The 21,076-nt window shown below is 67.7% G+C and carries 25 protein-coding genes and 1 pseudogene; 18 read left to right on the top strand and 8 right to left on the bottom strand.

Annotated features, from left to right (window positions below):
* Positions 1-12: 12 nt before the first annotated feature.
* Both ACIPC1_RS08945 and ACIPC1_RS08940 read left to right on the top strand, forming a co-directional pair.
* On the top strand, positions 13-612 hold the full coding sequence (locus ACIPC1_RS08945) for a hypothetical protein (protein ID WP_402514623.1): 600 nt from the start codon (positions 13-15) through the stop codon (positions 610-612).
* Positions 613-614: 2 nt separating this feature from the next.
* Positions 615-1,265 (top strand): OmpA family protein, encoded by a 651-nt coding sequence (locus ACIPC1_RS08940; RefSeq protein WP_402514620.1) that lies wholly within the window; start codon positions 615-617, stop codon positions 1,263-1,265.
* A gap of 31 nt (positions 1,266-1,296) precedes the next feature.
* Here ACIPC1_RS08940 and ACIPC1_RS08935 read toward each other — a convergent pair whose 3' ends face one another.
* Both ACIPC1_RS08935 and ACIPC1_RS08930 read right to left on the bottom strand, forming a co-directional pair.
* Positions 1,297-1,713, bottom strand: coding sequence for a PIN domain-containing protein (locus ACIPC1_RS08935; RefSeq protein WP_402514617.1), 417 nt, complete (start codon positions 1,711-1,713; stop codon positions 1,297-1,299).
* Entirely contained in the window at positions 1,689-2,024 is a 336-nt protein-coding gene (locus ACIPC1_RS08930) for a hypothetical protein (protein ID WP_402514614.1), read from the bottom strand. The genes ACIPC1_RS08935 and ACIPC1_RS08930 overlap by 25 nt, the downstream gene beginning before the upstream one ends.
* A 677-nt stretch (positions 2,025-2,701) precedes the next feature.
* On the opposite strand from ACIPC1_RS08930, the gene ACIPC1_RS08925 reads away from it, so the two are divergent.
* The 7 genes from ACIPC1_RS08925 to ACIPC1_RS08895 are packed head-to-tail and all read left to right on the top strand — an operon-like array spanning position 2,702 to position 7,908.
* Positions 2,702-3,340: a hypothetical protein gene (locus ACIPC1_RS08925; protein WP_384387519.1), complete on the top strand. Its 639-nt coding sequence runs from the start codon at positions 2,702-2,704 to the stop codon at positions 3,338-3,340.
* A complete protein-coding gene (locus ACIPC1_RS08920; RefSeq protein ID WP_402514612.1) occupies positions 3,331-4,416 on the top strand; it encodes a hypothetical protein in 1,086 nt (361 codons plus the stop codon). The genes ACIPC1_RS08925 and ACIPC1_RS08920 overlap by 10 nt, the downstream gene beginning before the upstream one ends.
* 43 nt (positions 4,417-4,459) lie before the next feature.
* Positions 4,460-4,771, top strand: a complete 312-nt coding sequence (locus ACIPC1_RS08915) for a hypothetical protein (RefSeq protein ID WP_384387513.1) — start codon at positions 4,460-4,462, stop codon at positions 4,769-4,771.
* Positions 4,772-4,773: 2 nt separating this feature from the next.
* The gene (locus ACIPC1_RS08910; RefSeq protein ID WP_384387510.1) at positions 4,774-6,054 is read left to right on the top strand and encodes a putative T7SS-secreted protein; all 1,281 of its coding nucleotides are present in this window, start codon (positions 4,774-4,776) and stop codon (positions 6,052-6,054) included.
* An 11-nt stretch (positions 6,055-6,065) separates the two neighbouring features.
* On the top strand, positions 6,066-6,638 hold the full coding sequence (locus tag ACIPC1_RS08905; protein WP_384387507.1) for a hypothetical protein: 573 nt from the start codon (positions 6,066-6,068) through the stop codon (positions 6,636-6,638).
* The gene (locus ACIPC1_RS08900; protein WP_402514609.1) at positions 6,638-7,336 is read left to right on the top strand and encodes a hypothetical protein; all 699 of its coding nucleotides are present in this window, start codon (positions 6,638-6,640) and stop codon (positions 7,334-7,336) included. The genes ACIPC1_RS08905 and ACIPC1_RS08900 overlap by 1 nt, the downstream gene beginning before the upstream one ends.
* Complete coding sequence (locus ACIPC1_RS08895) at positions 7,333-7,908, top strand: hypothetical protein (RefSeq protein WP_384387501.1); 576 nt, start codon at positions 7,333-7,335, stop codon at positions 7,906-7,908. Before ACIPC1_RS08900 ends, ACIPC1_RS08895 begins: the two co-directional genes overlap by 4 nt.
* Positions 7,909-8,089: 181 nt before the next feature.
* On the opposite strand, the gene ACIPC1_RS08890 is transcribed toward ACIPC1_RS08895, so the two are convergent.
* Complete coding sequence (locus tag ACIPC1_RS08890) at positions 8,090-8,950, bottom strand: ATP-binding protein (protein ID WP_402514606.1); 861 nt, start codon at positions 8,948-8,950, stop codon at positions 8,090-8,092.
* A complete protein-coding gene (locus ACIPC1_RS08885) occupies positions 8,950-9,276 on the bottom strand; it encodes a hypothetical protein (RefSeq protein ID WP_384387495.1) in 327 nt (108 codons plus the stop codon). Before ACIPC1_RS08885 ends, ACIPC1_RS08890 begins: the two co-directional genes overlap by 1 nt.
* A gap of 288 nt (positions 9,277-9,564) precedes the next feature.
* On the opposite strand from ACIPC1_RS08885, the pseudogene ACIPC1_RS08880 reads away from it, so the two are divergent.
* The 5 genes and pseudogenes from ACIPC1_RS08880 to ACIPC1_RS08860 all read left to right on the top strand — a co-directional run.
* Positions 9,565-9,750 (top strand): annotated as a pseudogene (locus tag ACIPC1_RS08880) (helix-turn-helix transcriptional regulator); the annotation flags it as partial.
* Between the two features lie 9 nt (positions 9,751-9,759).
* Entirely contained in the window at positions 9,760-10,407 is a 648-nt protein-coding gene (locus ACIPC1_RS08875; RefSeq protein WP_402514880.1) for a DUF5753 domain-containing protein, read from the top strand.
* The gene (locus tag ACIPC1_RS08870; RefSeq protein WP_384387492.1) at positions 10,404-10,628 is read left to right on the top strand and encodes a DUF397 domain-containing protein; all 225 of its coding nucleotides are present in this window, start codon (positions 10,404-10,406) and stop codon (positions 10,626-10,628) included. The genes ACIPC1_RS08875 and ACIPC1_RS08870 overlap by 4 nt, the downstream gene beginning before the upstream one ends.
* Before the next feature lie 255 nt (positions 10,629-10,883).
* Positions 10,884-11,756 carry an LLM class flavin-dependent oxidoreductase gene (locus tag ACIPC1_RS08865; protein WP_402514603.1) on the top strand — a complete coding sequence of 291 codons (873 nt, stop codon included), beginning with the start codon at positions 10,884-10,886 and terminating at the stop codon, positions 11,754-11,756.
* 52 nt (positions 11,757-11,808) lie between these two features.
* Complete coding sequence (locus tag ACIPC1_RS08860; protein WP_402514600.1) at positions 11,809-12,330, top strand: GNAT family N-acetyltransferase; 522 nt, start codon at positions 11,809-11,811, stop codon at positions 12,328-12,330.
* A 32-nt stretch (positions 12,331-12,362) separates the two neighbouring features.
* Here ACIPC1_RS08860 and ACIPC1_RS08855 read toward each other — a convergent pair whose 3' ends face one another.
* The gene (locus tag ACIPC1_RS08855; RefSeq protein WP_402514597.1) at positions 12,363-12,875 is read right to left on the bottom strand and encodes a DinB family protein; all 513 of its coding nucleotides are present in this window, start codon (positions 12,873-12,875) and stop codon (positions 12,363-12,365) included.
* Positions 12,876-13,054: 179 nt separating this feature from the next.
* Between ACIPC1_RS08855 and ACIPC1_RS08850 the strand changes: the two genes are divergently transcribed.
* Positions 13,055-13,825 (top strand): class I SAM-dependent methyltransferase, encoded by a 771-nt coding sequence (locus ACIPC1_RS08850; RefSeq protein ID WP_402514595.1) that lies wholly within the window; start codon positions 13,055-13,057, stop codon positions 13,823-13,825.
* Positions 13,826-13,886: 61 nt separating this feature from the next.
* Here the strand turns inward: ACIPC1_RS08850 and ACIPC1_RS08845 are convergent, their stop codons facing one another.
* The 3 genes from ACIPC1_RS08845 to mgrA form a co-directional block, all read right to left on the bottom strand.
* On the bottom strand, positions 13,887-15,038 hold the full coding sequence (locus tag ACIPC1_RS08845) for a winged helix DNA-binding domain-containing protein (protein WP_402514592.1): 1,152 nt from the start codon (positions 15,036-15,038) through the stop codon (positions 13,887-13,889).
* Between the two features lie 433 nt (positions 15,039-15,471).
* Positions 15,472-15,807, bottom strand: coding sequence for a DUF192 domain-containing protein (locus ACIPC1_RS08840; protein ID WP_402514590.1), 336 nt, complete (start codon positions 15,805-15,807; stop codon positions 15,472-15,474).
* A gap of 408 nt (positions 15,808-16,215) precedes the next feature.
* Positions 16,216-17,256 (bottom strand): L-glyceraldehyde 3-phosphate reductase, encoded by a 1,041-nt coding sequence (gene mgrA / locus ACIPC1_RS08835; protein ID WP_402514588.1) that lies wholly within the window; start codon positions 17,254-17,256, stop codon positions 16,216-16,218.
* 153 nt (positions 17,257-17,409) lie between these two features.
* On the opposite strand from mgrA, the gene ACIPC1_RS08830 reads away from it, so the two are divergent.
* The 3 genes from ACIPC1_RS08830 to ACIPC1_RS08820 all read left to right on the top strand — a co-directional run bounded on the left by ACIPC1_RS08830 (position 17,410) and on the right by ACIPC1_RS08820 (position 20,974).
* A complete protein-coding gene (locus tag ACIPC1_RS08830; RefSeq protein ID WP_402514585.1) occupies positions 17,410-18,183 on the top strand; it encodes an isoprenyl transferase in 774 nt (257 codons plus the stop codon).
* A gap of 332 nt (positions 18,184-18,515) precedes the next feature.
* The gene (locus ACIPC1_RS08825; protein ID WP_384387471.1) at positions 18,516-19,841 is read left to right on the top strand and encodes a PhoH family protein; all 1,326 of its coding nucleotides are present in this window, start codon (positions 18,516-18,518) and stop codon (positions 19,839-19,841) included.
* 434 nt (positions 19,842-20,275) lie between these two features.
* Positions 20,276-20,974 (top strand): transglycosylase SLT domain-containing protein, encoded by a 699-nt coding sequence (locus ACIPC1_RS08820; RefSeq protein ID WP_384387468.1) that lies wholly within the window; start codon positions 20,276-20,278, stop codon positions 20,972-20,974.
* The last annotated feature ends 102 nt before the right edge of the window (positions 20,975-21,076 follow it).

Raw genomic sequence — 21,076 nt, 5'->3', positions numbered from 1 at the left:
GAAGTCGTACCGATGGGCATTCGGCACACCATGAAGGGCCGCAGGGCGCTGAGCGCGCTGGCGATCACGACTGGGCTGCTTCTCACGGTGGCCGGCTGCGGTGGGGGAGACGACGGGAACTCCGACGAGGGAGCCCCGACCTCGTCGGCTTCCACGACGAGCAGCAGCAGCGACGGTGGCAACTCGGAATCGAAGACGCCGGAGCCCGAAACGGTACTTGCAGAGGTCAAGGGTGAGAACGGTCTGGTGCTGGCGATCACGTCCGCCAAGCGCGACGAGGGCGGGTTCGTGACTGTCGAGGGGACGGTCACGAACAATACGGGCGACGGCTGGATTGCAGGGACCTGGCGCGGTGACGAGAGCGAGTTGGCGAAGAACGGTGCTTCCATGGCGGGCGCCAGCCTGATCGACCAGAAGGGCAAGAAGAAGTACCTCGTCCTCCGGGATACCTCTGGCCGCTGCCTGTGCACGCAGTTCAGCGGCGGGCTCACTGCGGGAGCGACCACCCAATGGTTCGCCCAGTTCCCCGCCCCACCCGCCGAGACCACCGCGGTCGACTTCCTGGTCGGCGCCATGCCCCCCGCCTCCATCGAACTCACCGAGGGCGAGTAACCATGGCCCTCCATCCCCGCACCACCGCAACAACGCTCACAGCCCTCGCCGTACTGGTCACGCTCAGCCTCCCCGCCACCCCGGCGTATGCGGACGACCCAAGCGCTCCCCCAGGCAGCGTCACCACGCCCTCACCCCCCGAGGTGGACGCCAACAGCCCAGGCCTGAAGCTGGCTGACGGCGCGACGCTCGCCCCCGCCAAGGTGCTGGACATCAAGTCCGTCGTAGAAGACCTCGGCGGCGAAGAGCGCCGCGAGGACACGAACTCGGACGTGACCTTCGCCCTACAGGCGGAGGTCCTCTTCCCCAAGGACAGCTCGAAACTGAACCCGGAGGCCCGTTCCCGTATCCAGGCGATCGCGGACGAGATCAAGGCCCAGAACGCGACAACCGTCCGGGTCTTCGGCTTCACCGACAACCTCGGCTCGTACACCCACGGCCTCACCCTCTCCAAGAACCGCGCCGAAGTGGTTCACGACCAACTGGCCTCCTATCTTGGCTCGATGGACGTGACCTTCGAGGTACGCGGCTACAGCGAGGACTACCCGATCGCCGACAACACCTCGGAACAGGGCCGCAGGAAGAACCGCCGGGTGGAGGTGACGTTCCCGCGCGTCGCGGCCGACGGGACAGGCGCCACCACCAGCAGCTGAGACGCCGAGAGGTCCAACGTGCCGTCCGTCTTCACACGCCCACGGCGTGGACCCTGTTCCCGCAGAGCTTGTTCATGTCGTCCGCGTCGGAAGTGACGATGATGCGAGGCCCTGCGTAGCCCAGGGCTGTCGCAGCCACGACGGAGTCGATCGCGTACTTGTGGCCGTGCAGGCCCGCGTTCCGCAGCAGGTCGATGGCACGCCAGGTGACCGCGTCTGTGACGGGGACAACCTCCAGCCGCGACACATGCCAGCGGAGGCGGTCCATGCGGACCTTCGAGTGCCATGCCTCGATAAGCGTCAGGTTGCTCACGGCAACGAGGGTGTCCTTGGCCTGTGCGGTACGGATCAATCCCGTGATGCGCGGGTCGTTGGCCATGAACCTGCAGAGTCCCTCGCTGTCGAGGAGCAGGACGCCGTTGCTCAACTGGCCTTGTGCGCGTGCCATTCGGGGCCCTCGTCCCCCTCGCCGGTCTCTGCCGACGGCTCGTTCGCAGCCAGCGTCTCGGCCTCGCGGAAGATCTCCGCGGCCCACTTCTGAATCTCGGGGGACGGCGAGCCGATCTCCGCTTCCTTCGTCCGGAGCAGCTCCTCCAGCAGATCGCGTTGTATCTGTCGCTCCACCGCTGCGCTGACATACGCCGAGAAGCCGCGGGCACCCACCCGCTGCTTGACCGCCGCGATGCGGCCGGCGGGCATGGACACGCTGACCTTCTGGGCCGGTCCCTCGTCCTTGCCGTACTGCTCGATGCCGGTCATGTCGCCAGGCTAGCATCGAAGTAGTAAAGCAAGTAGCAATATGCCTCTCGGAGGGCGAGGAGGTGTTCGGGCCACTCGGCAGATCGCGCCGACCGCCACTGCGGTGCCGGGGTCTGGTCGTCACCGGTGGACCCGTCAGGCCGTGGATCGGCGACGAACGTGCCCTTGCGGTGCACGGTGACGATCAATCCGCTGTCGCGAAGCCCTTCCGGATGACCCGCCGTGCACCTGCCTGGGCTGCGGGGGTGCCCCCGCAGCCCGGGGTAACCCGTGCTCGCGAGGTCGGCCAGCCGATGCCCGCCACCCCCGGACGCACCTGAGCGCCCGGGGCCCGGTGGCCCATCCATAGTGGTAACGCGCCGGAGGGGGACCCGCCTCCGGCGAACATGTACGTCGGATGGCCTGCGGTTCACAGGTCGGCGGGGCTCTGGACCGGGAGACTCAGTGCACTCTGGCCACGGCTGCGGCGCGTTCTGGCTACTGTCGGCAATCGAATGGAGTGCCTTGAGTCACATGTGGCACACCATCTAGCTACGCGCCGCGTAGGACAAAGCTGCGTAAACCGATTGAGTTCGCCTGTCTAGTTGGTTCTCCTTGACGGAACTCGCCCTGGCGTCGTACATACCTCCTGGATAACTTTGGTTCGCTCATCACCCCCACCTCACCAGGAGTCCCGAGTGAACCGCCCCACCCGGCTCGTGACAGCAGCTCTCACCGCATCCGCGGCTCTGTTGCTGACCGCCTGCGGCTCGGGAGGAGGTGAGGGCAACTCGGACAAGATCGAGGGAGCGGACCAGGGCCCGAGCAGCAGCCCTGCCGTATCGGCTTCGGCGGCGTCCGATGCCGAGCGCCCGGAGATCACGCTCCCCACGTCCTTCCAGGTGACCTTCGACGGCTGGACGAACAGCGACGCGAAGCTGCAGGCCGTCATGGACGACGGCAAGGCGCGGCTCCTCGGAACCTACGCAGCGATCATCAAGCAGGATCCGCAGGCGGATGCCGTCACCTTCTACAACGAGGGCGCCGCGCTGACCAGCGCGCAGGAGTGGGTCAAGGGACTCGTGGACGAGGACTTGACGCTCATCGGTAAGGGGCAGGTGTTCGACCCGCAGGTGCGCATCAGCGCGGATGGCTCGGGCACGCTCTTCTACTGCGTGGACGAGGGCGAGGGGTCCACGAAGAACCTGAAGACCGGCGAGGTTACGGACACGCCGTCTGACGAGGCGTACGTGCTGTACCAGACCAAGTTGAGCAAGTCCGACGACGGTGTCTGGAGGACCACGACGGTCGAGTCGACCCGGGGTGGGTGCCAGTGAAGCGCCACATTCGTTCCGTAGTCGGCCTGGCCGCGGGGGCGTTGGCACTGGTTCTGCTCACGCCGTCTTCGGCGTTTGCCTGGGGTGATGACGACGGCGAGGGTACCGGAGAGCCGGGAGGGTCCTCGGGCAGCGACACCAGCGGCTCCGCCAGCGGTAAAGAGCTCATGGCGAACGTCTCGCAGTCCAGGATCACCATCACGCACTCCGGCGGAGGGACATCCACGGTATCCACCGGGGAGCTCGCGTCCGTCGACCCCAATTGGGAGCCTCCGGCCTGCTGGTACGAGCCGGTCATGACCCCGGAGCAGCTCAAGGCCGGTGTCGAACGGCTGAAGAAATCCACTGGGCTGGGCGCGGTGAACGCCCACCTCTTCTGGAACAGTGACCTGTTCGTCGACCAGTACGAGACGGGCAAGGCCGAGGACGGCTACAAGAACTACAACCTCGGCGAGGACGGCTACTTCTGGCGCAGCGTCGTGCGCGAAGGTCATGAAGACGACATCGAGGCGTGGGACTGCGAGAGGGTCATGTTCTGGCAGGACGCCGGCACCGTTCCCGACGACCCCAACGCGCCCACTCCGGACGTCCTGGCTGCCTATGCGTACGACAAGATCCGCGTCCCGGATACGAAGGTCGAGCTGAAGCCGGAGACCAGGTCCACGGTGAACCTGCCGACTTGGGCGTGGCTGGACAAGGGCACCTTCCAGGAGGTCAAGGTCCGCGCCGAGCTGCCCGGCACCGGTCTGTGGGCGGAGACCACCGCCAAGCCGATCGCCCTGCACCTGGAGCCCGGCACCGACGACGCCGAGACCTACCCTGCCTCAGGCAACTGCGAGATCGACGACGGCGGCTCCATCGGCACCCCGTACGCCGAGGGTGACGCTGACGAAACTCCGCCGTGCGGCATCAAGTACCTCCGTGCAAGCAGCGGGGAGCCGTACCAGCTCAAGACGTCGATCACCTGGGAGATCTCCTGGGAGGGTTCCGGCGGCTCGAAGGGCGACCTACCGAACGGCACTTTCGAGACCACTCAGGACATGGAAGTCCAGGAGATCCAGTCGATCAACCGGTGATCGTGAAGCCGTACCCTTGCCCCTTTGACAGGAAGCCTGAATCGTGGCGGACAAGACTCGATACGACCTCGACATGATCAAGGACTGCTCGGAATCGCTCTACCGCATCCACCGCGAGTTCAAGGAGAACGGCAACCCGGCAGACGGCTATGGCGACGATCTCGGCAGCGACAAACTGCGCGACATCTTCGACGACTTCTCCGAAACGTGGAAGAAGAACCGCAAGAAGCTGATGAAGGACATCGAGAACCTGGCCAAGTACACCGACAACGCGGCCAAGGCGTACGAGGACATCGACCACGAACTCGCGGAAGCTCTCCGGGATGCCAAGAAGAGCGACAAGAAGGGGAAGTAGCCGTGACAGCGCGTCCAAGGGACTGGACACCGATGTACGACTCCGATCCGGTGCCCGGTGATCCGTACGAGGTGGCACGGCTCGGCAAGAAACTCCGTGGCATGGCCGAGGAGATCGACAAACAGGCCCGGAACATCAAGGCGTTGGCGTCGGTCGACGGGTGGGACAGCGACGCGGGTCGTGCCTTCCACGAGATCGCGGGTGACACGTCCGGGCGGCTGAAGAAGGCGTACGACCGCTACGACGAGGCTGCGTCGGCGCTCGGCACCAAGGTGAACGACGGGGAGTCGGACGAGTACGCCGGTGAGCTGCATCGGGCGCAGCGGATGGCGGACAAGGGCCTGGAGGAATACCGCGAGGCCGAGGTCGACTACAAGGCCGCGGCCAAGGTGCTGGAGCCGTTGACGGGGAAAGTCCTCACCGGTGACGACGCGGTGCAGCACAGTAAGCAGCAGAAGAAGCAGGATGATGCCGCCGACCTCATGGTCAAGGCGGAAGGCAAGATACTCAAGGCGACGAGTATCCGCGACGAGGCCGCGAGGAAGGCCGCCAGGAAAATCAAGAACGTGATCCACCATGACGGGGTCAAGGACCCCGGCGGGATCATGAACTGGATCGCGGACCATGCGGACTGGATATCGACCGCGGCCACGGTTCTGGCGGTGGCGGCCCTGGTTGCAGCGGTGGTGCTGTCGGGAGGCACGCTCGCCGTCTTCCTTGTCGTTGTGGCGGGCGCGCTCAGTGCCACCGCTCTGTCGGGCCGTCTGTACGATTACTTCGCGCGCGGCGGGAAGTTCGACTGGTTGAAGATCACCTTCGATGTCCTCGGTATTATCCCGGGACTTGGGGCCGTGAGGGGGCTCACCGCCGCGGCCAAGGGGTCGAGATTGCTGGTCGCGCAGGAGGCCGTCTGGGCGGGCTTCACCAACGGCTTCGCGGTGAAGAACATCAACAAGGGTGTCGGTCTTGCCTCGAAGTTCCTCACCAAACGCGGCATCACCAAGGTGAAGCTTCCTGAAGGAGGATTCGACCCAGTGGCCGTTACGCGTTACATCAAGGGCGCTGCGCTCGGCAACGCGTACGTGCAGAGCATTCGAAGGCTGGGCCACTACATCTCCCCGGACGACAAGCCGAACACGGTGAGCCCTCCGCCCGGTACGCCTACCCCCACGCCCAGCACGCCTCCCAGCCCGTCCTCCGGCGGGGCGAGGACCCCCTCGCCGACGCCGCAACCGAGCCCGTCACCGGCCTCGTTCCATGGCGCGTTGGCGCCCGTCGGGTAAGGAGACCATTCATGGGTGACTACCAAACGCTGGAGTTTGGAAGGTTCGTCGATGATCAGGGGACCGTGCACAACATGGTCTCCTCGTCGGTTATCGCGGCCGTCCCCGCCGCAAAGGCGGCAGCGGAGCGCTATGGACGCGAGGTGCGCTTCGACTTTCTTGATGACCAGGCCATGCACTGGATGCTGTTCCAGCGGCGCGAAGATACCGAGAAGGCCAGCGTCCTCGGCTGTCTCCTAGCACTGCCGATTTTCGTCTTCGGGTTCGGTGCGTGGCCGTTCTGGGATCTGGTCGCCTCGCAGAAGTCCCAGCAGTTCCAGATCGCGTTCATCGGCGTCGACGCGCTGATTGTCTGTGCCTCATTGGTGGGGACGTACCTGGTGCGTCGCCGCAGCCTGCTCGACCAGACCAACCGAAACGTGCGCTGCAGGGCTCGTCTCTACCGCAAGATCGTCGGCATCGCACGCCAAGGCGGCGCCGACATCCCCGGCCTTTACCCCTACTACGGAATGTATGCCACCTCCCGGAAGTACTTCCCCGAGGCTCCTGAGCGCCCCATACCCGAAAGAGACCAGACTCCGTGATGGCCGAGCTCAAGCTGTCAGCGTTCGTCCCCACCCACACCGCACCGCCTGTCCTCCGCTCCGACGACATCCAGGTCCGTTGGGTGATGCCAGAGATCTACCATGATCTCCCCATTCACCAGACCGATGACGACGAGGCGATACGGCTGCTGGAGGAGCTTGCGAACAAGGCCCTCCCGGGAGCGGGCGAGGACGACAAGACCAGGTTCGGGGCTGTCTGCGCGCTCGGGTTCGACGACCTGCTGGCCGCCGGCGCCGAGTACGCCGCCATCTGTGTGAGTGCAGTTGAGGAGACACCCTGTACCGCAACGCTGTTCGCATCTCTGGTGGACAGCCCAGAGGTCGACGGAGGTGTTTCGGGAGCGGTACGGGAGATCTCGTCGAGCCTCGGCCGCCTGGGCGCCGGTGAGGCTTCCAGGATCGAGCTTCCCTGCGGACCTGCCGTGTCGTACATCGGTGTCCGGGAGTCGCAGTTCACCGGCGAGCTGACCGAGTCCGGCGAAAGCTTCACGTTCCCGACCTCGTTCATACGCGTCTACGTGCCCCTCCCCAACGGCACCACCCTGGTCATGGAGATGGCCACCCCCACCGAGGCCGGCTGGGACACCTTCTCCACAATGTTCGGCAATACGGTCAGCAGCATCCGCCTCTTCAACGCCGACGGCTCGCCGCTGATCACCTCCGGGACCCCGGTGTGACCGCGTACGAGACCCCGCCCTCGGACTACCGCCTCCTCGTCCCCCGCGACTGGTTTCGGGTCGATCTCACTCACGAGCGCTGGCGCCGCCAGTTGAAGACCTTCGTGGACAAGGAGTCCGCGGGAAGCGGGGTACCCGCGGAGTCGGCCCGAAGCGTCTGGACGACTTTGCGCAACACCGCCGAAAGCGGCTTGGCGCAGGGCGCGTTGGAGTTCTTCCTCAAGACGGAGTCACCAGGCGAGTCGGTCCTGCCCGCTTCGCTCCTCATCTCGCTGGCACCGACACCCCGCGGACTGGCCCCGATACCGGGTGAGTTCGCCCAGGCACTGGCCCAGCGCACTGGTCGGTGCGTCGAGGTGGACGTGATTGAGCTACCGGCCGGCCGGGCGGTTCGCGCCATCACCGAGACCACCGTTGAGTTCCACGTACACATGCCCGGCGGCGTGGGCTACCTGAACTTGGCTTTCTCGGTACCGCTGAGCGGTACCGAGGGGCCGATGCGGGAGCTGTGTGACGCCATCGCGCACTCGCTGCGATGGATTACCGTTGCCGTCGCCCCGTCAACCGGGTGACCGGACGGGGCGGTTGGTGCGCTTGAGGATCGTCCCCCGGGCCTCGTCGCAACGAGCTCTCGGCTCTCGTACTCACTGTCCAGGGCGAGTTGGTGCGAGCGGAGCAGCCTACGGGCGATCGCGGGGAACGCAGAAGGCAGGCGGGGCTGACCGAGTGGCTGGTGTGATGTGCGCGGGCGGGTCAGCCCGGTGTCGCGTCGGTGGTGACCTCGGCCCAGACGGTCACGCCGGCGCCGGTGCGCCGCTGGCCCCAGCGGTTGGCGAGCGTGTCGGCGATCAGCAGGCCCCGTCCGCGTTCCTGTCCGGGCCCTGCCGTCTCCGGCACGGTGATCCGTCCCCGCCCCTCATCGGTCACGCTGACCGTGGCGGTCTGAGTGGCGAGGGACAGGGTTACGGTGACTGACCTGCTGTGGCTGTGTTCCAGTGCGTTTGCGGCGAGTTCACCGGTGATCGTCTCAAGGGTGTCCACGGTGTCCGGGGGCAGTCCCCATGACCGGGCCGTGTCCCGGACGTAGTGGCGGGCGGCTCCGGCCGAGGCGAGGTCCCCGCCGGGGAGCCTGAGCAAGCCCAGGGCGTGCGGGGCGGCGGGGCTGTCCGTTGCCGCATGGCGGACGATCTCGATGAGCTGCGGTATGTCCGAGTCCCCGGCGGGATCGTTGAGGCCTCTCGTAAGGTTTGTCGCCGCCGGGTCGTCTGTGTCGTGCATCCCACGTCCCACGGCGTTGACCGCGGCCTCCGGAAGCCGGTTAGCCAGGCGGGCGCCGCGGCTTTCGGCAATGAGGAGCGCGTCATGAAGGGCGAGGGCCAACTGGGCTGCCAGCAGACCTAGTTGATCAGGCTGGGTGATTGCGTCTGGTACTTCGATCAACTGTCGGGCGCGGTCGAGCAACCTGCCCCCCAGTCCGAGCTGTACGGCCTCGACGCGGTCCGCGTGCCGTGACAGCACTCCGGCCCCCGAGCCGTCGCCGAGTAGATAGCACCTCTTGCCGTCGGCGCCGGTCCAGGGCAGGAGGCGTACGTGTCGGCAGTTGTCATCGTCCACTACGCCGCCTCCAACCAACCGTGGATGTCGCGGTTGTCGAGGTCGATCCCGTAGGTGGCCCACCAGAGTGTGTCGCGGCGCAGCCGCTGGAGCCGGGCCTTCTCGTCGCGCTCGTACGCGTGGAGGTAGGGGCGGACGAGTTGGGTGGCCGCGCCGTCGATGGGGTCGTACCAGGCGCGTACGGTCGCCGCGATGGATGTGTGGTGAGGTTCGGGCGGGGATGTCTGCGATGGGACCCGCGGTAATGGGTATCCCGCACGGTGACGGCCGATTGGCGCGATGAACACCCTTGTCCAGTTGGCGAGTTGTCTGATCAGTCGTCGCATGGCCGCTCCTCCTGAAGGCGCCGACACGTGCCGTAGATCACTGCGATTGGTGATCGCTTCAACACGTGGCGCGGTCATTGAGTACGATGCCATTGAATTTCAATTGTTGATAGTCGGTTGGCTCGACTCTCCCTCAACAAGGTGAACTTCACGGGTGGAGCCGACGCTGCCGGTGCTGCGTACGCTCTGCGTGCGTACTGGCTCCCTGCGGAAGAGACGAGTGCCAATGGCGGCCGAGTTGGAGACGAGACGGTGACCGTACGAGGATCAGCGGGACCCGCTGGGCGCATGCAGATTGCCCGTGGACTCAGGGCCCTTCGTGCTCGGGCCGACCTCACGCAGGCCGAGGTGGCCAAACGGGCTGGAGTTTCCGTCGGGACCGTGAACCGGTACGAGATGTGGCAGGACCGTGCCAAGCTCCGAGTTCCTACAGTGAGGGCGCTTGCCGACATCTGCGGTGCTACAACCCAGGAGCGGGACACTTTGATCCAGCTTGTCCGGGACCAGGAGAACGGCTGGTGGATGGATCATCCTGCCGTGCCGGAAGTCATGGACCCGTTGCTGTCGTTCGAGGATGTTGCCGCGTATGAGCACGTTTTCGCGAACGCACTGGTTCCTGGGTTGCTCCAAACTCCGCGCTATGCACTCGCGATGCACGAAGCGCTGGATGTCCGCACAGAGGCGGACGTGATCGCGAGCAAGGTGGACGCACGGGTCAAGCGCCAGGCGATCCTGGACCGCTCCCCTTCGTTGCACCTGTGGGTGGTCCTCGATGAGGCTGTACTCCGGCGGTCAGTCGGCGGCGTGGATGTGATGGCGGAACAGATCGGCCATCTGCACGCCATTGCGCAGAGCCCCAATGTGGACATTCAGGTTCTCCAGTTCACCGCGGGCGCTCACTCGGCCGGCTCCGGCGGCCACTTCCTGATCCTCGGTCGTGACGACGAGGGTGACCCGCTCGGCAGCATGAACGTGGTCTATCTCGAACTCCACAAGCGTGGGCTCTATCTCGATGCCCCCGCCGAAGTGCAGAGCTACAAGCTCATGTTTGACTACCTGCGATCGCAGGCGGCCGACACGTCGGTCAGCCTCGCTCTGCTGGCCGCAGCACGACAGGAGCTCACCGGATGAACGAGGCGCAGACCGCCGCGCAGCCCCCGATAGCGGGCTGGTTCAAGAGCAGCTACAGCGCAGTTGACAACGAATGCGTCGAGATCGCCAACGCCCAGCGGTGGGTAGGAGTCCGCGACTCCAAGGCCCCCGGTCGAGGGGCGCTCACCGTAGGGGCTGATGCCTTCGCTGCATTTGTCGGCGGAGTGAAGGTCATGGACGGGATCGAAGACATCCGCTGAGTCCGCGCGTGTACAGCCGGGAATGACTGCGGTCTTCGTATCCGTCTCATCTCCAACCCCCTTGAGAGGTAGGAGAGTTGATTCTGCGGGATCGCGCGAGGCTGCAACGGGAGGAGGGAGCGCCAATGGGGCGTCGCCGGTCCGACCTGCTGCCCGCACTCCGTAGGGAGCCGGACCGACGCCCCGACGGCCTGGTTGACATCACCACCACGTAAAGCGGTTGTCCGCCGTGACCACCGCAGGTAAGAAGGCCCTATGACTGGACTCGGCGCGGTGTTCCGGCCTCAACTTCCCCCCGAACGTCTGCGTGCCATGGCGCGCACGGCGGACGAGGCGGGCCTTGAGGAACTCTGGTTCTGGGAGGACTGCTTTCTGGAGGGCGGGATCTCGGCCGCGACGGCCGCACTCGCCTGGACCGAACGGGTACGGGTCGGCGTCGGCCTGCTCCCCGTGCCGCTGCGCAATGTCGCCGTCACCGCGATGGAGACCGCCACGCTGCACCGGCTGTTCCCGGGGCGCGCGATCCTGGGCGTCGGCCACGGCGTACAGGACTGGATGGGGCAGGTCGGGGCGCGGGCGGAATCGCCGGTGACCCTGCTGCGTGAGTACCTCGACGCCTTGCGCGCGCTGCTGCGCGGGGAGCGGGTCAGCACGGACGGGCGGTACGTGAAGCTCGACGGTGTCGCCCTCGACTGGCCGCCGACCGAGGTACCGGAGGTTCTCACCGGCGCCACCGGGCCCCGTACGCTCCGGCTCTCCGGTGCGGCGGCGGACGGCACCATCCTCACCGCCACGACCACACCCGAGGGCGTACGACAGGCACGCCTGCTCATCGATGAGGGGCGGGCACAAGCCCGGCGGACCGATCACCACCGGGTGGTCGTCTACCTCCACGCGGCCACCGGGCCCGACGCCGAGGCCCGTCTGCGCGCCGAGATCGAGGCCAATGGCGAGGCTTCGCTGCCCGAGCACGGAGTCGCCGGTGACGCGGGTGCGGTCGCCAAGGCCGTCCAGCGCCTCGCGGACGCCGGAGCCGACACCGTGATCCTTCAGCCGACCGCCGACGAACCCGATCCCGAGGGTTTCGTACGGTTCGTGGCCGGCGACGTACGGCCGCTGGTCCCCTGAGAGGTCCTGAGGGCACCCCGGTTGTCAGTGCCCGGTGCCACACTCCCTGGGCATGAGCGACGACGTGGGGATCAGGGACGTACAGGACGCCGATCTGGAGCTGTTCTACGAGCAGCAGCTGGACCCGGAGGCGGTGCGGCGGTCGAGGTTCCCCTCCCGGGAGCGGGAGGCCTTCATGACCCACTGGGCCACGAAGATCCTCGGCGACAGCACCGGCTTCGTCCAGGCGATCACCGTCGCCGGCGAACCGGCCGGCAACATCGTCGCCTGGTGGGAGGACGAACAGGACCACCAGACCCAGGCGCCACAGGACCCACGGCGCGACCCACGGCGCTTCATCGGCTACTGGTTCGGTCGCCCCTACTGGGGCCGGGGTATCGGCACCCAGGCCCTCGCCCTCTTTCTGGCACTCGAAAAGACCCGCCCCCTGTACGCCGATCCCTTCGTCGGCAACACCGCCTCGGTACGCCTCCTGGAGAAGCACGGTTTCCAGCACACCGGGACGGTCCACCACGGCGAGGACGAGCACGCCATGCTCGTGCTCCACGAGGGCCTCTCCGAAGAACTCCACTAGGAACTCCTCTGAGGACTCCACGAGGTGGGCAGTCAGCCCGGCCGGTGATCCCCCTCCCGACCGTCGATCAGCTCCCGCACGATGTCCATGTGCCCTGCGTGCCGGGCCGTCTCCTCGACCATCCGGATCAGGACCCAGCGCAAGGAGACGGTCTTCCCGTCCCAGGACTTGCCCAGCTCGTCCGGCGACAGCTCGGTGATCGTGCGGTCGGCGGCAGTGCGGGCGCGGGCGTAGAAGTCGACGATCTGTGCCGTCGTCTCGCCCTGGCCCGCGCTCATGTCCTCCCCGGCGAACGGGTCGAACCAGAACGGCTCGACCGCACGCCCGAAGGTCGAGCAGAACCAGCCGTACTCGACGGACGCCAGATGCTTCACCAGGCCCAGCAGACTGGTCCCGGACGGGGTCATCGGCCGCCGTAGCTGCTCGTCGTCGAGACCCTCCAGCTTCCACAGCACCGCGTCCCGGTGCCGCTGGAGACTCGCGTGCAGACTTTCCTTCTCGCCTCCGGTGTACGGCACCTCGAGGGCCCCTCGATTCGTCGTCATGCCCGGAACGTAACAGCGGCCACTGACAAGGCCCGCGAACGCCCAGCAGCACCCCGGCAGCACCGCGGCAGCACCGCGGCAGTGTGCCCCGGGCAGCGCCCTGCCGGGGCCTGAGGACGGGGCGAAATCCCCTCGCCCCCTCCCTCGCCCCCTCCCGCGCCCCCTGGGAAGATCCCCGTATGACCACCGCCCACCGCACCTTCGAAGCTCTGGTCGCCGAGGCCGAGGGCGCGTCCGTCGACGGGTGGGACTTCTCCTGGTTCGAGGGCCGGGCCACCGAGGAGCGGCCCTCGTGGGGGTACGCGCGGGCGATGGGGGAGCGGCTCACGCACGCGTCCGCCGCGCTCGACATCCAGACCGGTGGCGGCGAAGTCCTCGCCTCCGCACCGGAGTTGCCGCCGCTCACCGCCGCGACCGAGGGCTGGCCGCCGAACGTCGCGAGGGCCACCGCGCTCCTCCACCCGCGCGGCGCCGTCGTCGTCGCCTCCCCGGAGGACGCGCCGCTGCCCTTCGCGGCCGAGGCCTTCGACCTGGTCGTCAGCCGTCACCCGGTCCGTACGTACTGGGACGAGATCGCGCGCGTCCTGCGCCCCGGCGGCACCTACTTCTCCCAGCAGGTCGGCCCGGCGAGCGTCGTCGAGGTCGTGGAGTACTTCCTCGGCCCGCAGCCGGACGAGGTCAGGAACGGCCGGCACCCCGACCGCGCCGTCACTGCCGCCGAGGCCGCCGGGCTCGACCTCGTGGACCTCCGCTCGGAGCGCCTCCGCATCGAGTTCTACGACATCGGAGCCGTCGTCCACTTCCTGCGCAAGGTGATCTGGATGGTCCCCGGCTTCACCGTCGACCAGTACCGCCCCCAACTCCGCGCCCTGCACGAGCAGATCGAGGCCGGGGGCCCGTTCGTAGCCCACAGCGCCCGCTTCCTGATCGAGGCCCGGAAACCGGCATAGCGCGCTCGGAAGTCGGGTCGGCGTGACCACGCGCAGCGGCCCGGAAGCGCGGACAGCGCGCTCACGCGTGCGCCCCCGCCGTCACCCTCCCGATCACCAACTCGGCCTTCGCCTCCAGTACGTCCCCCACCCGCGCCACCTGCTCCGCCAACTCCCGTTCCCGCGCCGCCGTCAGCCGCCCCAGCGGCTCCACCGTGACCGTCGTACGCCGTCCCTGGCGCCGCTGGTGCCAGACTCCCGCGACCACGCCGTCGATCAGGAGCACCGGGTAGTTCCCGGCCTGACCGCCCGCGAGGGCACGCTCGTACGCTGCCCCGGGGAACAGCGTCTCGCGCGGCTGGGCGGCGATGCCGTACGCGTCGAAGTACGGGAGCAGCCGCACCCCGCGCACGGGCGCCGTGGGGAACTCCGTGTCGCCCGCCGCCACCCAGGCCGGTCCTCCCGCGAAGCCGACCTCCTCGATCTCACCGGCAAAAGCGCGCGAGGCGAACAGCTCACCCACCCAACCCCGTGGCGCCGCGGCCCACTTGGCGAAGTGGGCCGGCGTCGCCGGTCCGTAGGCGCGCAGATAGCGTCGTACGAGGGTGGAGAGCGCCGCGTCCGCCGCGAGCGGTTCGAAGCGCGGAGGCCGGGTGTACGTCACCTTGCGGCCCCGGTTCGGTCCGAAGGACAGCGCACCCCGCTGCCCCGCCCGGTGCATCACCTGACGCCAGCGCGGCCACATGGTCTGGAACGCGGGCATCACCAGGTCCCCGGCCCACGGCCCGGTGCGCGCCACGACCGCGTCGCCCAGCTCGTCGATGGTCAGATACGCCCCGTCCAGCGCGTCCCCGATCGCCGCGATCACCTCCTCCGCCCGTGCCTCACCGAGTCCTGCGTCTCGTGCGAACGGGCTCCGGCCGGCCGGAATCGCCGCCAACGCGGCTGTCCAGAAGGGGAGTTCGGCGGCGGGCAGCAAATGCACGGTGCCCCGCGGACCGTACGTCTTCACCAGCGACCGGTGCTCCCACAGCGCCGCGCGTACGTCCGCCCGCGTCACCCCGTCCGTGCGGACGCCCACCGACACCTCGGCCGCCGACAGCACTTGCGCGTGCGCGCCGAGCATCGCGCCGACGATCTCGGCGACGGGGGTGCCGGTCTCCGCCGGCGCGGCGAGGAACTGCCGTTCCAGCCGCCGGGCGCTCGCCTCGGCCCATGTGATCTTCACGGTCATGGGCCGACGCTAGAGCCGAAAGAGGTCAGATTCTGTCCTCTGAACGGGCACGGGCCGACCGTCCGGCCGATTGACCGAAAACATGCCGATGCGGACCGGTCTGCGTGAGATGTCCGTCCGTATGGCGGACGCACGGCGGGAGATGGGCGGCCTGCGGTGCCTGGCCCGACCCGTGTTCGGGGTGTGGCGGACAACGCACAGATTTTCCACATCGTTATCGAGACCGGCTCGCCTCGGCTGTTTGCCTCACGTAAGTTCAGACCAAGGTAATTCGCGTGAGCAAAGCTGCGCGTGTGGCACCGCGCAGTGGAGGGGGCTGCGCGGTGCCCGGTCCACTCCCTGAGGTGGCCCGACGCGAACTGACGTGAGGTCACCGGTCTGCGGCAGCGCCACTGCCCTCGGTTTACGGACCGTGAGCAGGCCTCGGTTCATGTCAGGGCGCCTGGACCGCGAGGCGCACCCCGCGCCGTACGCCCCACCGCTCCATCGACCCGGCCTCCGCCTCCAGGACATGCCTGGCGCGCGGGCGCGGCAGCCCCACCCGTCCCGGACGCATCGTCCGTACCGCCAGAACCCGGAACTCCCGGTCCAGATGCGCGACGTCGATCGCGAACCGCATCCCCAGGGTGTGCACCGAGTTCGCCGGACTCAGCAGCAGCGCCCCCTCGATCCCGTCCCGGCCGAGTAGTCCGCGCCCACGGGTCCGCGCCGACTCGGCGAGCTCCAGCGGTACCGGCTCGGACGTCTCAGGGGTGGTGAACGTGGCCATGGCTGCGAAGTTAGCGGTGGCGTCAAGCGGACGTTCCTGACGCGGTCACTCTCTCGGGGTACGTCCGGGTGAGTCGCCGGGGAAGGGCACAGTGGTGGGTAAATCCACGGGATCTTTCCGAATCCTCCGCGTTAGCCGGAGAATCCCTTTGATTCCGCTGCTATTCGGCCATGATCACGCCCTGAATCCGGGCTTCCACACCCACCGTGGCGTTGTCGGGCAACTCCGGAGAGTAGTTGTGGCACGCCGATGCACGCAGCATCACTTACGAAGGGTTATGGTGGAAACCCCCCCTCGGGCCGGTCCGTCTCCCCCCCACGGACCGGCCCGTTTTTTGTCCCCGCACCCGGCCCGCCCGACGGGCGCCCCCGTGCGCCCCCCGGCTCAGCGGACCGAAGCCCCGGTGACTCAGCGCCGACCGGCCCAGATGTTCGTCCCCGGCGTCGACACCGCGAACGCGTCGATCTCCTTCAGCTCCTCGGCCGTCAGCCCCGGCGCGGACAGCGCCGCCAGGTTCTCCTCCAGCTGCCGCACGCTGGACGCACCGATGAGGGCGGATGTCATCCGCGGGTCCCGCAGCACCCAGGTGAGCGCGAGCTGGGCGAGGGACTGACCGCGGCGGGCCGCGATGTCGTTCAGCCCGTTCAGCCGGCGTACGACATCCGCGTCGCCCGCCAGGCCCGGGTCGAGCGACTTGCCCTGGGTGGCGCGCGAGCCCTCCGGGATGCCCTTCAGGTACTTGCCCGTCAGCAGGCCCTGCGCGAGCGGCGCGAAGGAGATACAGCCCATGCCGGCCGCCTCCAGCGTGTCGAGCAGGCCGTCGTCCTCGGTCCAGCGGTTGATCATCGAGTACGAGGGCTGGTGGATCAGCGGACGCACCCCCAGCCCGGCCAGGATGCGGACCGCCTCGGCCGTCTGCTCGGCGGTGTACGAGGACACCCCCACATACAGCGCCTTGCCCTGCTGGACCGCGGACGCGAGCGCGCCCATCGTCTCCTCCAGCGGAGTGTCCGGATCGAAGCGGTGCGAGTAGAAGATGTCCACGTACTCGACACCCATCCGCTTCAGCGAGGCGTCCAGCGACGACAGCAGGTACTTGCGGGAACCCCACTCGCCGTACGGGCCGGGGTGCATGAGGTAGCCGGCCTTGGTCGACAGGACCAGCTCGTCACGGTACGGCGCGAAGTCCTGCTTCAGCAGCTTGCCGAAGTTGAGCTCGGCCGAGCCGGGCGGCGGCCCGTAGTTGTTCGCCAGGTCGAAGTGTGTGACGCCCAGATCGAAGGCGCGGCGCAGGATCGCCCGCTGGGATTCCAGGCCCCGGTCGTCACCGAAGTTGTGCCACAGGCCGAGCGAGACGGCGGGCAGCTTCAGTCCGCTGCGCCCCGTACGCCGGTATTCCATCGAGTCGTACCGCTCCGTCGCGGCGCCGTATACAGAAATGTCGTTCATGAATACGAAGCTACGTCAGCCCACGGACAACTCACCGGAGGGCCTCGCCCCCCGTCGCAGGAGAGCCCCGTACCCCAAGGGAACACTGCGTTCCCACAGGGGTAGGGTGTCGGCCCTGGGGGACCGTCATCTGCATGGAGGGGCTGACAACACGTGAACCTGCGCGACAACCTGCGCCGACTGCTGGTCAGGTTCTATGCACGCAGGGTGGAAGGTCATCTCGATCACGATCAGGTGCCCAAGCACATCGGCGTCATCATGGACGGCAACCGGCGCTGGGCGAAGGCGGCGGGTTCCACGGCCGCCCACGGGCACCGGGCCGGAGCCGAGAAGATCGAGGAGTTCCTCGGCTGGTGCTCCGAGACCGACGTCGAGGTCGTCACCCTGTGGCTCCTGTCGACGGACAACTTCGACCGTCCGGAGGAGGAGCTCGTCCCGCTCCTCGGGATCATCGAGAACGTCGTCCGCACCCTCGCCGCCGACGGCCGCTGGCGCGTCCATCACGTGGGCACGCCCGACCTGCTGCCCGGGCAGATGCAGAACGCCCTCAAGGAGGCCGAGGAGTCCACCGCGCACGTCCAGGGGATAGTGGTCAACGTCGCCATCGGCTACGGCGGCCGCCAGGAGATCGCCGACGCCGTGCGCTCGATGCTCCTCGACGCCGCCGACAAGGGCTCCTCGATCGAGGACGTCGCCGAGTCCGTGGACATCGACCTCATCGGCAAGCACCTCTACACCAGCGGCCAGCCCTTCCCCGACCTGGTGATCCGAACGAGTGGCGAGCAGCGGCTGTCCGGATTCATGCTCTGGCAGACGGCCCACTCCGAGTACTACTTCTGTGAAGTCTTCTGGCCGGCCTTCCGCAAGGTCGACTTCCTGCGCGCCCTGCGTGACTACGCGGCGCGACACCGCCGCTACGGCGGCTGACCCGCGGGTCCATTCAGGACGTCGTACGGGACGCGTCAGGACGTCGTACGGGACACGCGTCATCTGGAGTTAACGAACGCGCCGTCATCCGGCTTGGCATGGCATCGCGCGTTCGAGGGCATAAGCCTTCCAGGTCGATGCCCGAACCACGGGCATCGGATCTCAGCGGGCGGCACGGGGCCGTCCGCCCGGGAGGCCCTTTGCACCAGCCCGACCGTGCGGTCAGTACGGACGAAGCGGAGGGCCGGTTTTCGGCCCGCGCATCGGCGCCGCAGACCGGTCCAGATCTCCTTCGTCGCTCCCCGACCTCATCCGAGGGGGTACGTCCTTCCGTGGTGACCAGCACAAAGCGCCGTATGCCAGACCGGCGCACATATGTAATCGACACCAGCGTCCTGCTGGCCGACCCGAACGCCCTGAACCGCTTCGACGAGCACGAAGTAGTGCTGCCGATCGTCGTGGTCACGGAGTTGGAGGCCAAGAGGCACCATCCCGAACTCGGCTACTTCGCCAGGCAGGCCCTGCGCCTGCTCGACGAGTTCCGGGTGCGGTTCGGCCGCCTCGACGCCCCTCTCCCGATCGGGGATCTCGGAGGGACCCTGCGCGTCGAGCTCAACCACTCGGATCCCAGCGTGCTGCCCAGCGGCTACCGCCTGGGGGACAACGACTCCCGCATCCTCGCGGTGGCCCGCAACTTGCAGGCCGAGGGGTACGACGTCACGGTCGTGTCGAAGGACCTGCCGCTCAGGATCAAGGCATCCTCCGTCGGACTCCTCGCCGAGGAGTACCGCGCGGAGCTCGCCATCACGGGCAACTCCGGCTGGACCGGAATGTCCGAACTGACCCTCGCGGGCGAGCAGGTGGACATCCTCTTCGACGAAGGCCATGCCTACGTCCCCGAGGCGGCCGACCTGCCGGTGCACACGGGCCTGACGATCCAGTCGGAGCGCGGCAAGGCACTGGGGCGCGTCACGGCCGAGGGCAATGTCCGGCTCGTCCGCGGTGATCGCGAGGCGTTCGGCATCAAGGGCCGCAGCGCCGAGCAGCGCATCGCGCTCGATCTGCTCCTGGACCCGGACATCGGGATCGTGTCGATGGGCGGCCGGGCCGGCACCGGCAAGTCCGCACTCGCGCTCTGCGCGGGTCTGGAGGCCGTCCTGGAGCGGCGCCAGCACCAGAAGGTGATGGTCTTCCGGCCGCTGTACGCGGTGGGCGGGCAGGAGCTCGGCTATCTGCCCGGCTCCGAGTCGGAGAAGATGAGCCCGTGGGCGCAGGCGGTCTTCGACACCCTGTCGGCCGTCACCTCGCGGGAGGTCATCGAAGAGGTCACCGCACGCGGCATGCTGGAGGTCCTGCCGCTCACCCACATCCGCGGCCGCTCCCTCCACGACGCGTTCGTGATCGTGGACGAGGCGCAGTCACTGGAGCGGAATGTGCTGCTGACCGTGCTGTCCCGGATCGGCGCCAATTCACGGGTCGTTCTGACCCATGACGTGGCACAAAGGGACAATCTGCGAGTCGGCCGGTACGACGGTGTGGTCGCCGTGGTCGAGAAGTTGAAGGGCCATCCGCTCTTCGCGCACGTGACCCTGAACCGGTCCGAGAGGTCCCAGATCGCGGCACTGGTGACCGAAATGCTGGAGGAAGGGCAGATCTGAACCGTCTGACCCACCTGGCCCCGTTCCGGCAATGGGTGGCGGATGCACAGTAGTTGGCGCCGTCCGGCGAAGGCGAAAACCTTAGCCGGGCGGCGTTCTGCTGCGCGCTCGTTTCCGCAAAACTCCTGGGGCAAACGAGGTGTGAGCTTTCACACGCAACTCGGAATTGCCCTGTGGCGTCGAGGTACGGCAGAGTCTCACTCCTGTCAGGCCCCGCATACGACACACCTGTACCCCCAGCGGTACGGCACCACAGGAACCTCAGAACTCCATAGAGCCGTCGTATGCCGCCCGCGCACCACGTGGCAATCCCCGCAAGGGAGTTGCCCACCGGGCCCGCGCCTCCCGTGACCCCGCAGTTGGGAGGCCAGCGCCGAGGGGCACGATTGCGTCCGCGAGGGTCACCTAAGCGGTCGATGCTGGAAGGAAACCGTGTGAGCCGGATTTCGGTCCGGGGATTCGCAGTGGCCTCGGCCACCGCGGTCACCGCTGTCGGAAGCGTCGTCGGAGTTGCCTCGGGCAGCACCGCTGTGCCCTCGAACGACGCCGAGGCGACGGCAAGCGACGCGACTCTCCTCGCGGACATACCTGTCGGCCAGCAGGCCCAGGTGCAGACCGCATCCCTGACGCAGCAGGCCACCGCTCAAGCCATCCAGGCCGACGCGAGCGCCAAGAAGGACGCGGAGGAGGCTGCCCGTAAGAAGGCCGCCGACGACGCCGTCGCGAAGCAGAAGGCCGCGGAGAAGGCCGAGCAGGACGCCAAGGAGCGCAAGGAAGCCGAGGAAGCGGCCAGCCGCGACGCGACGCGTGACGCCAGCAGCTTCGCCGTCCAGTCCTCGTACACCACCGCGCAGATCCAGGCGATGGCCCAGTCCATGGTGCCGAGCGGCCAGTACCAGTGTTTCAGCAACATCGTGGACCACGAGTCGAGCTGGAACTACACGGCCGTCAACGCCTCCTCCGGTGCCTACGGTCTCTTCCAGGCCCTGCCCGGCTCCAAGATGTCGTCCGTCGGTTCCGACTGGCAGACCAACCCCGCCACGCAGATCAAGTGGGGCCTCAACTACATGAACGACCGCTACGGCAGTCCCTGTGAGGCCTGGTCGTTCTGGCAGGCCAACAACTGGTACTGAGCCCGCGCTCAGCACGCCGGCCGCTCAACCTTTCGGAGCCCCTCCCCGTCCTACGGTGAGGGGCTTCGGCCATGTACGGTCGGACCCGACGACTCCAGGGGG

Origin of the sequence: Streptomyces sp. NPDC087263 (genome assembly GCF_044744645.1) — a bacterium.
Lineage (GTDB): Bacteria > Actinomycetota > Actinomycetes > Streptomycetales > Streptomycetaceae > Streptomyces.
The sequence above is the reverse complement of the archived record's forward strand: the minus strand, read 5'-3'. Positions and strand labels throughout refer to the sequence as shown.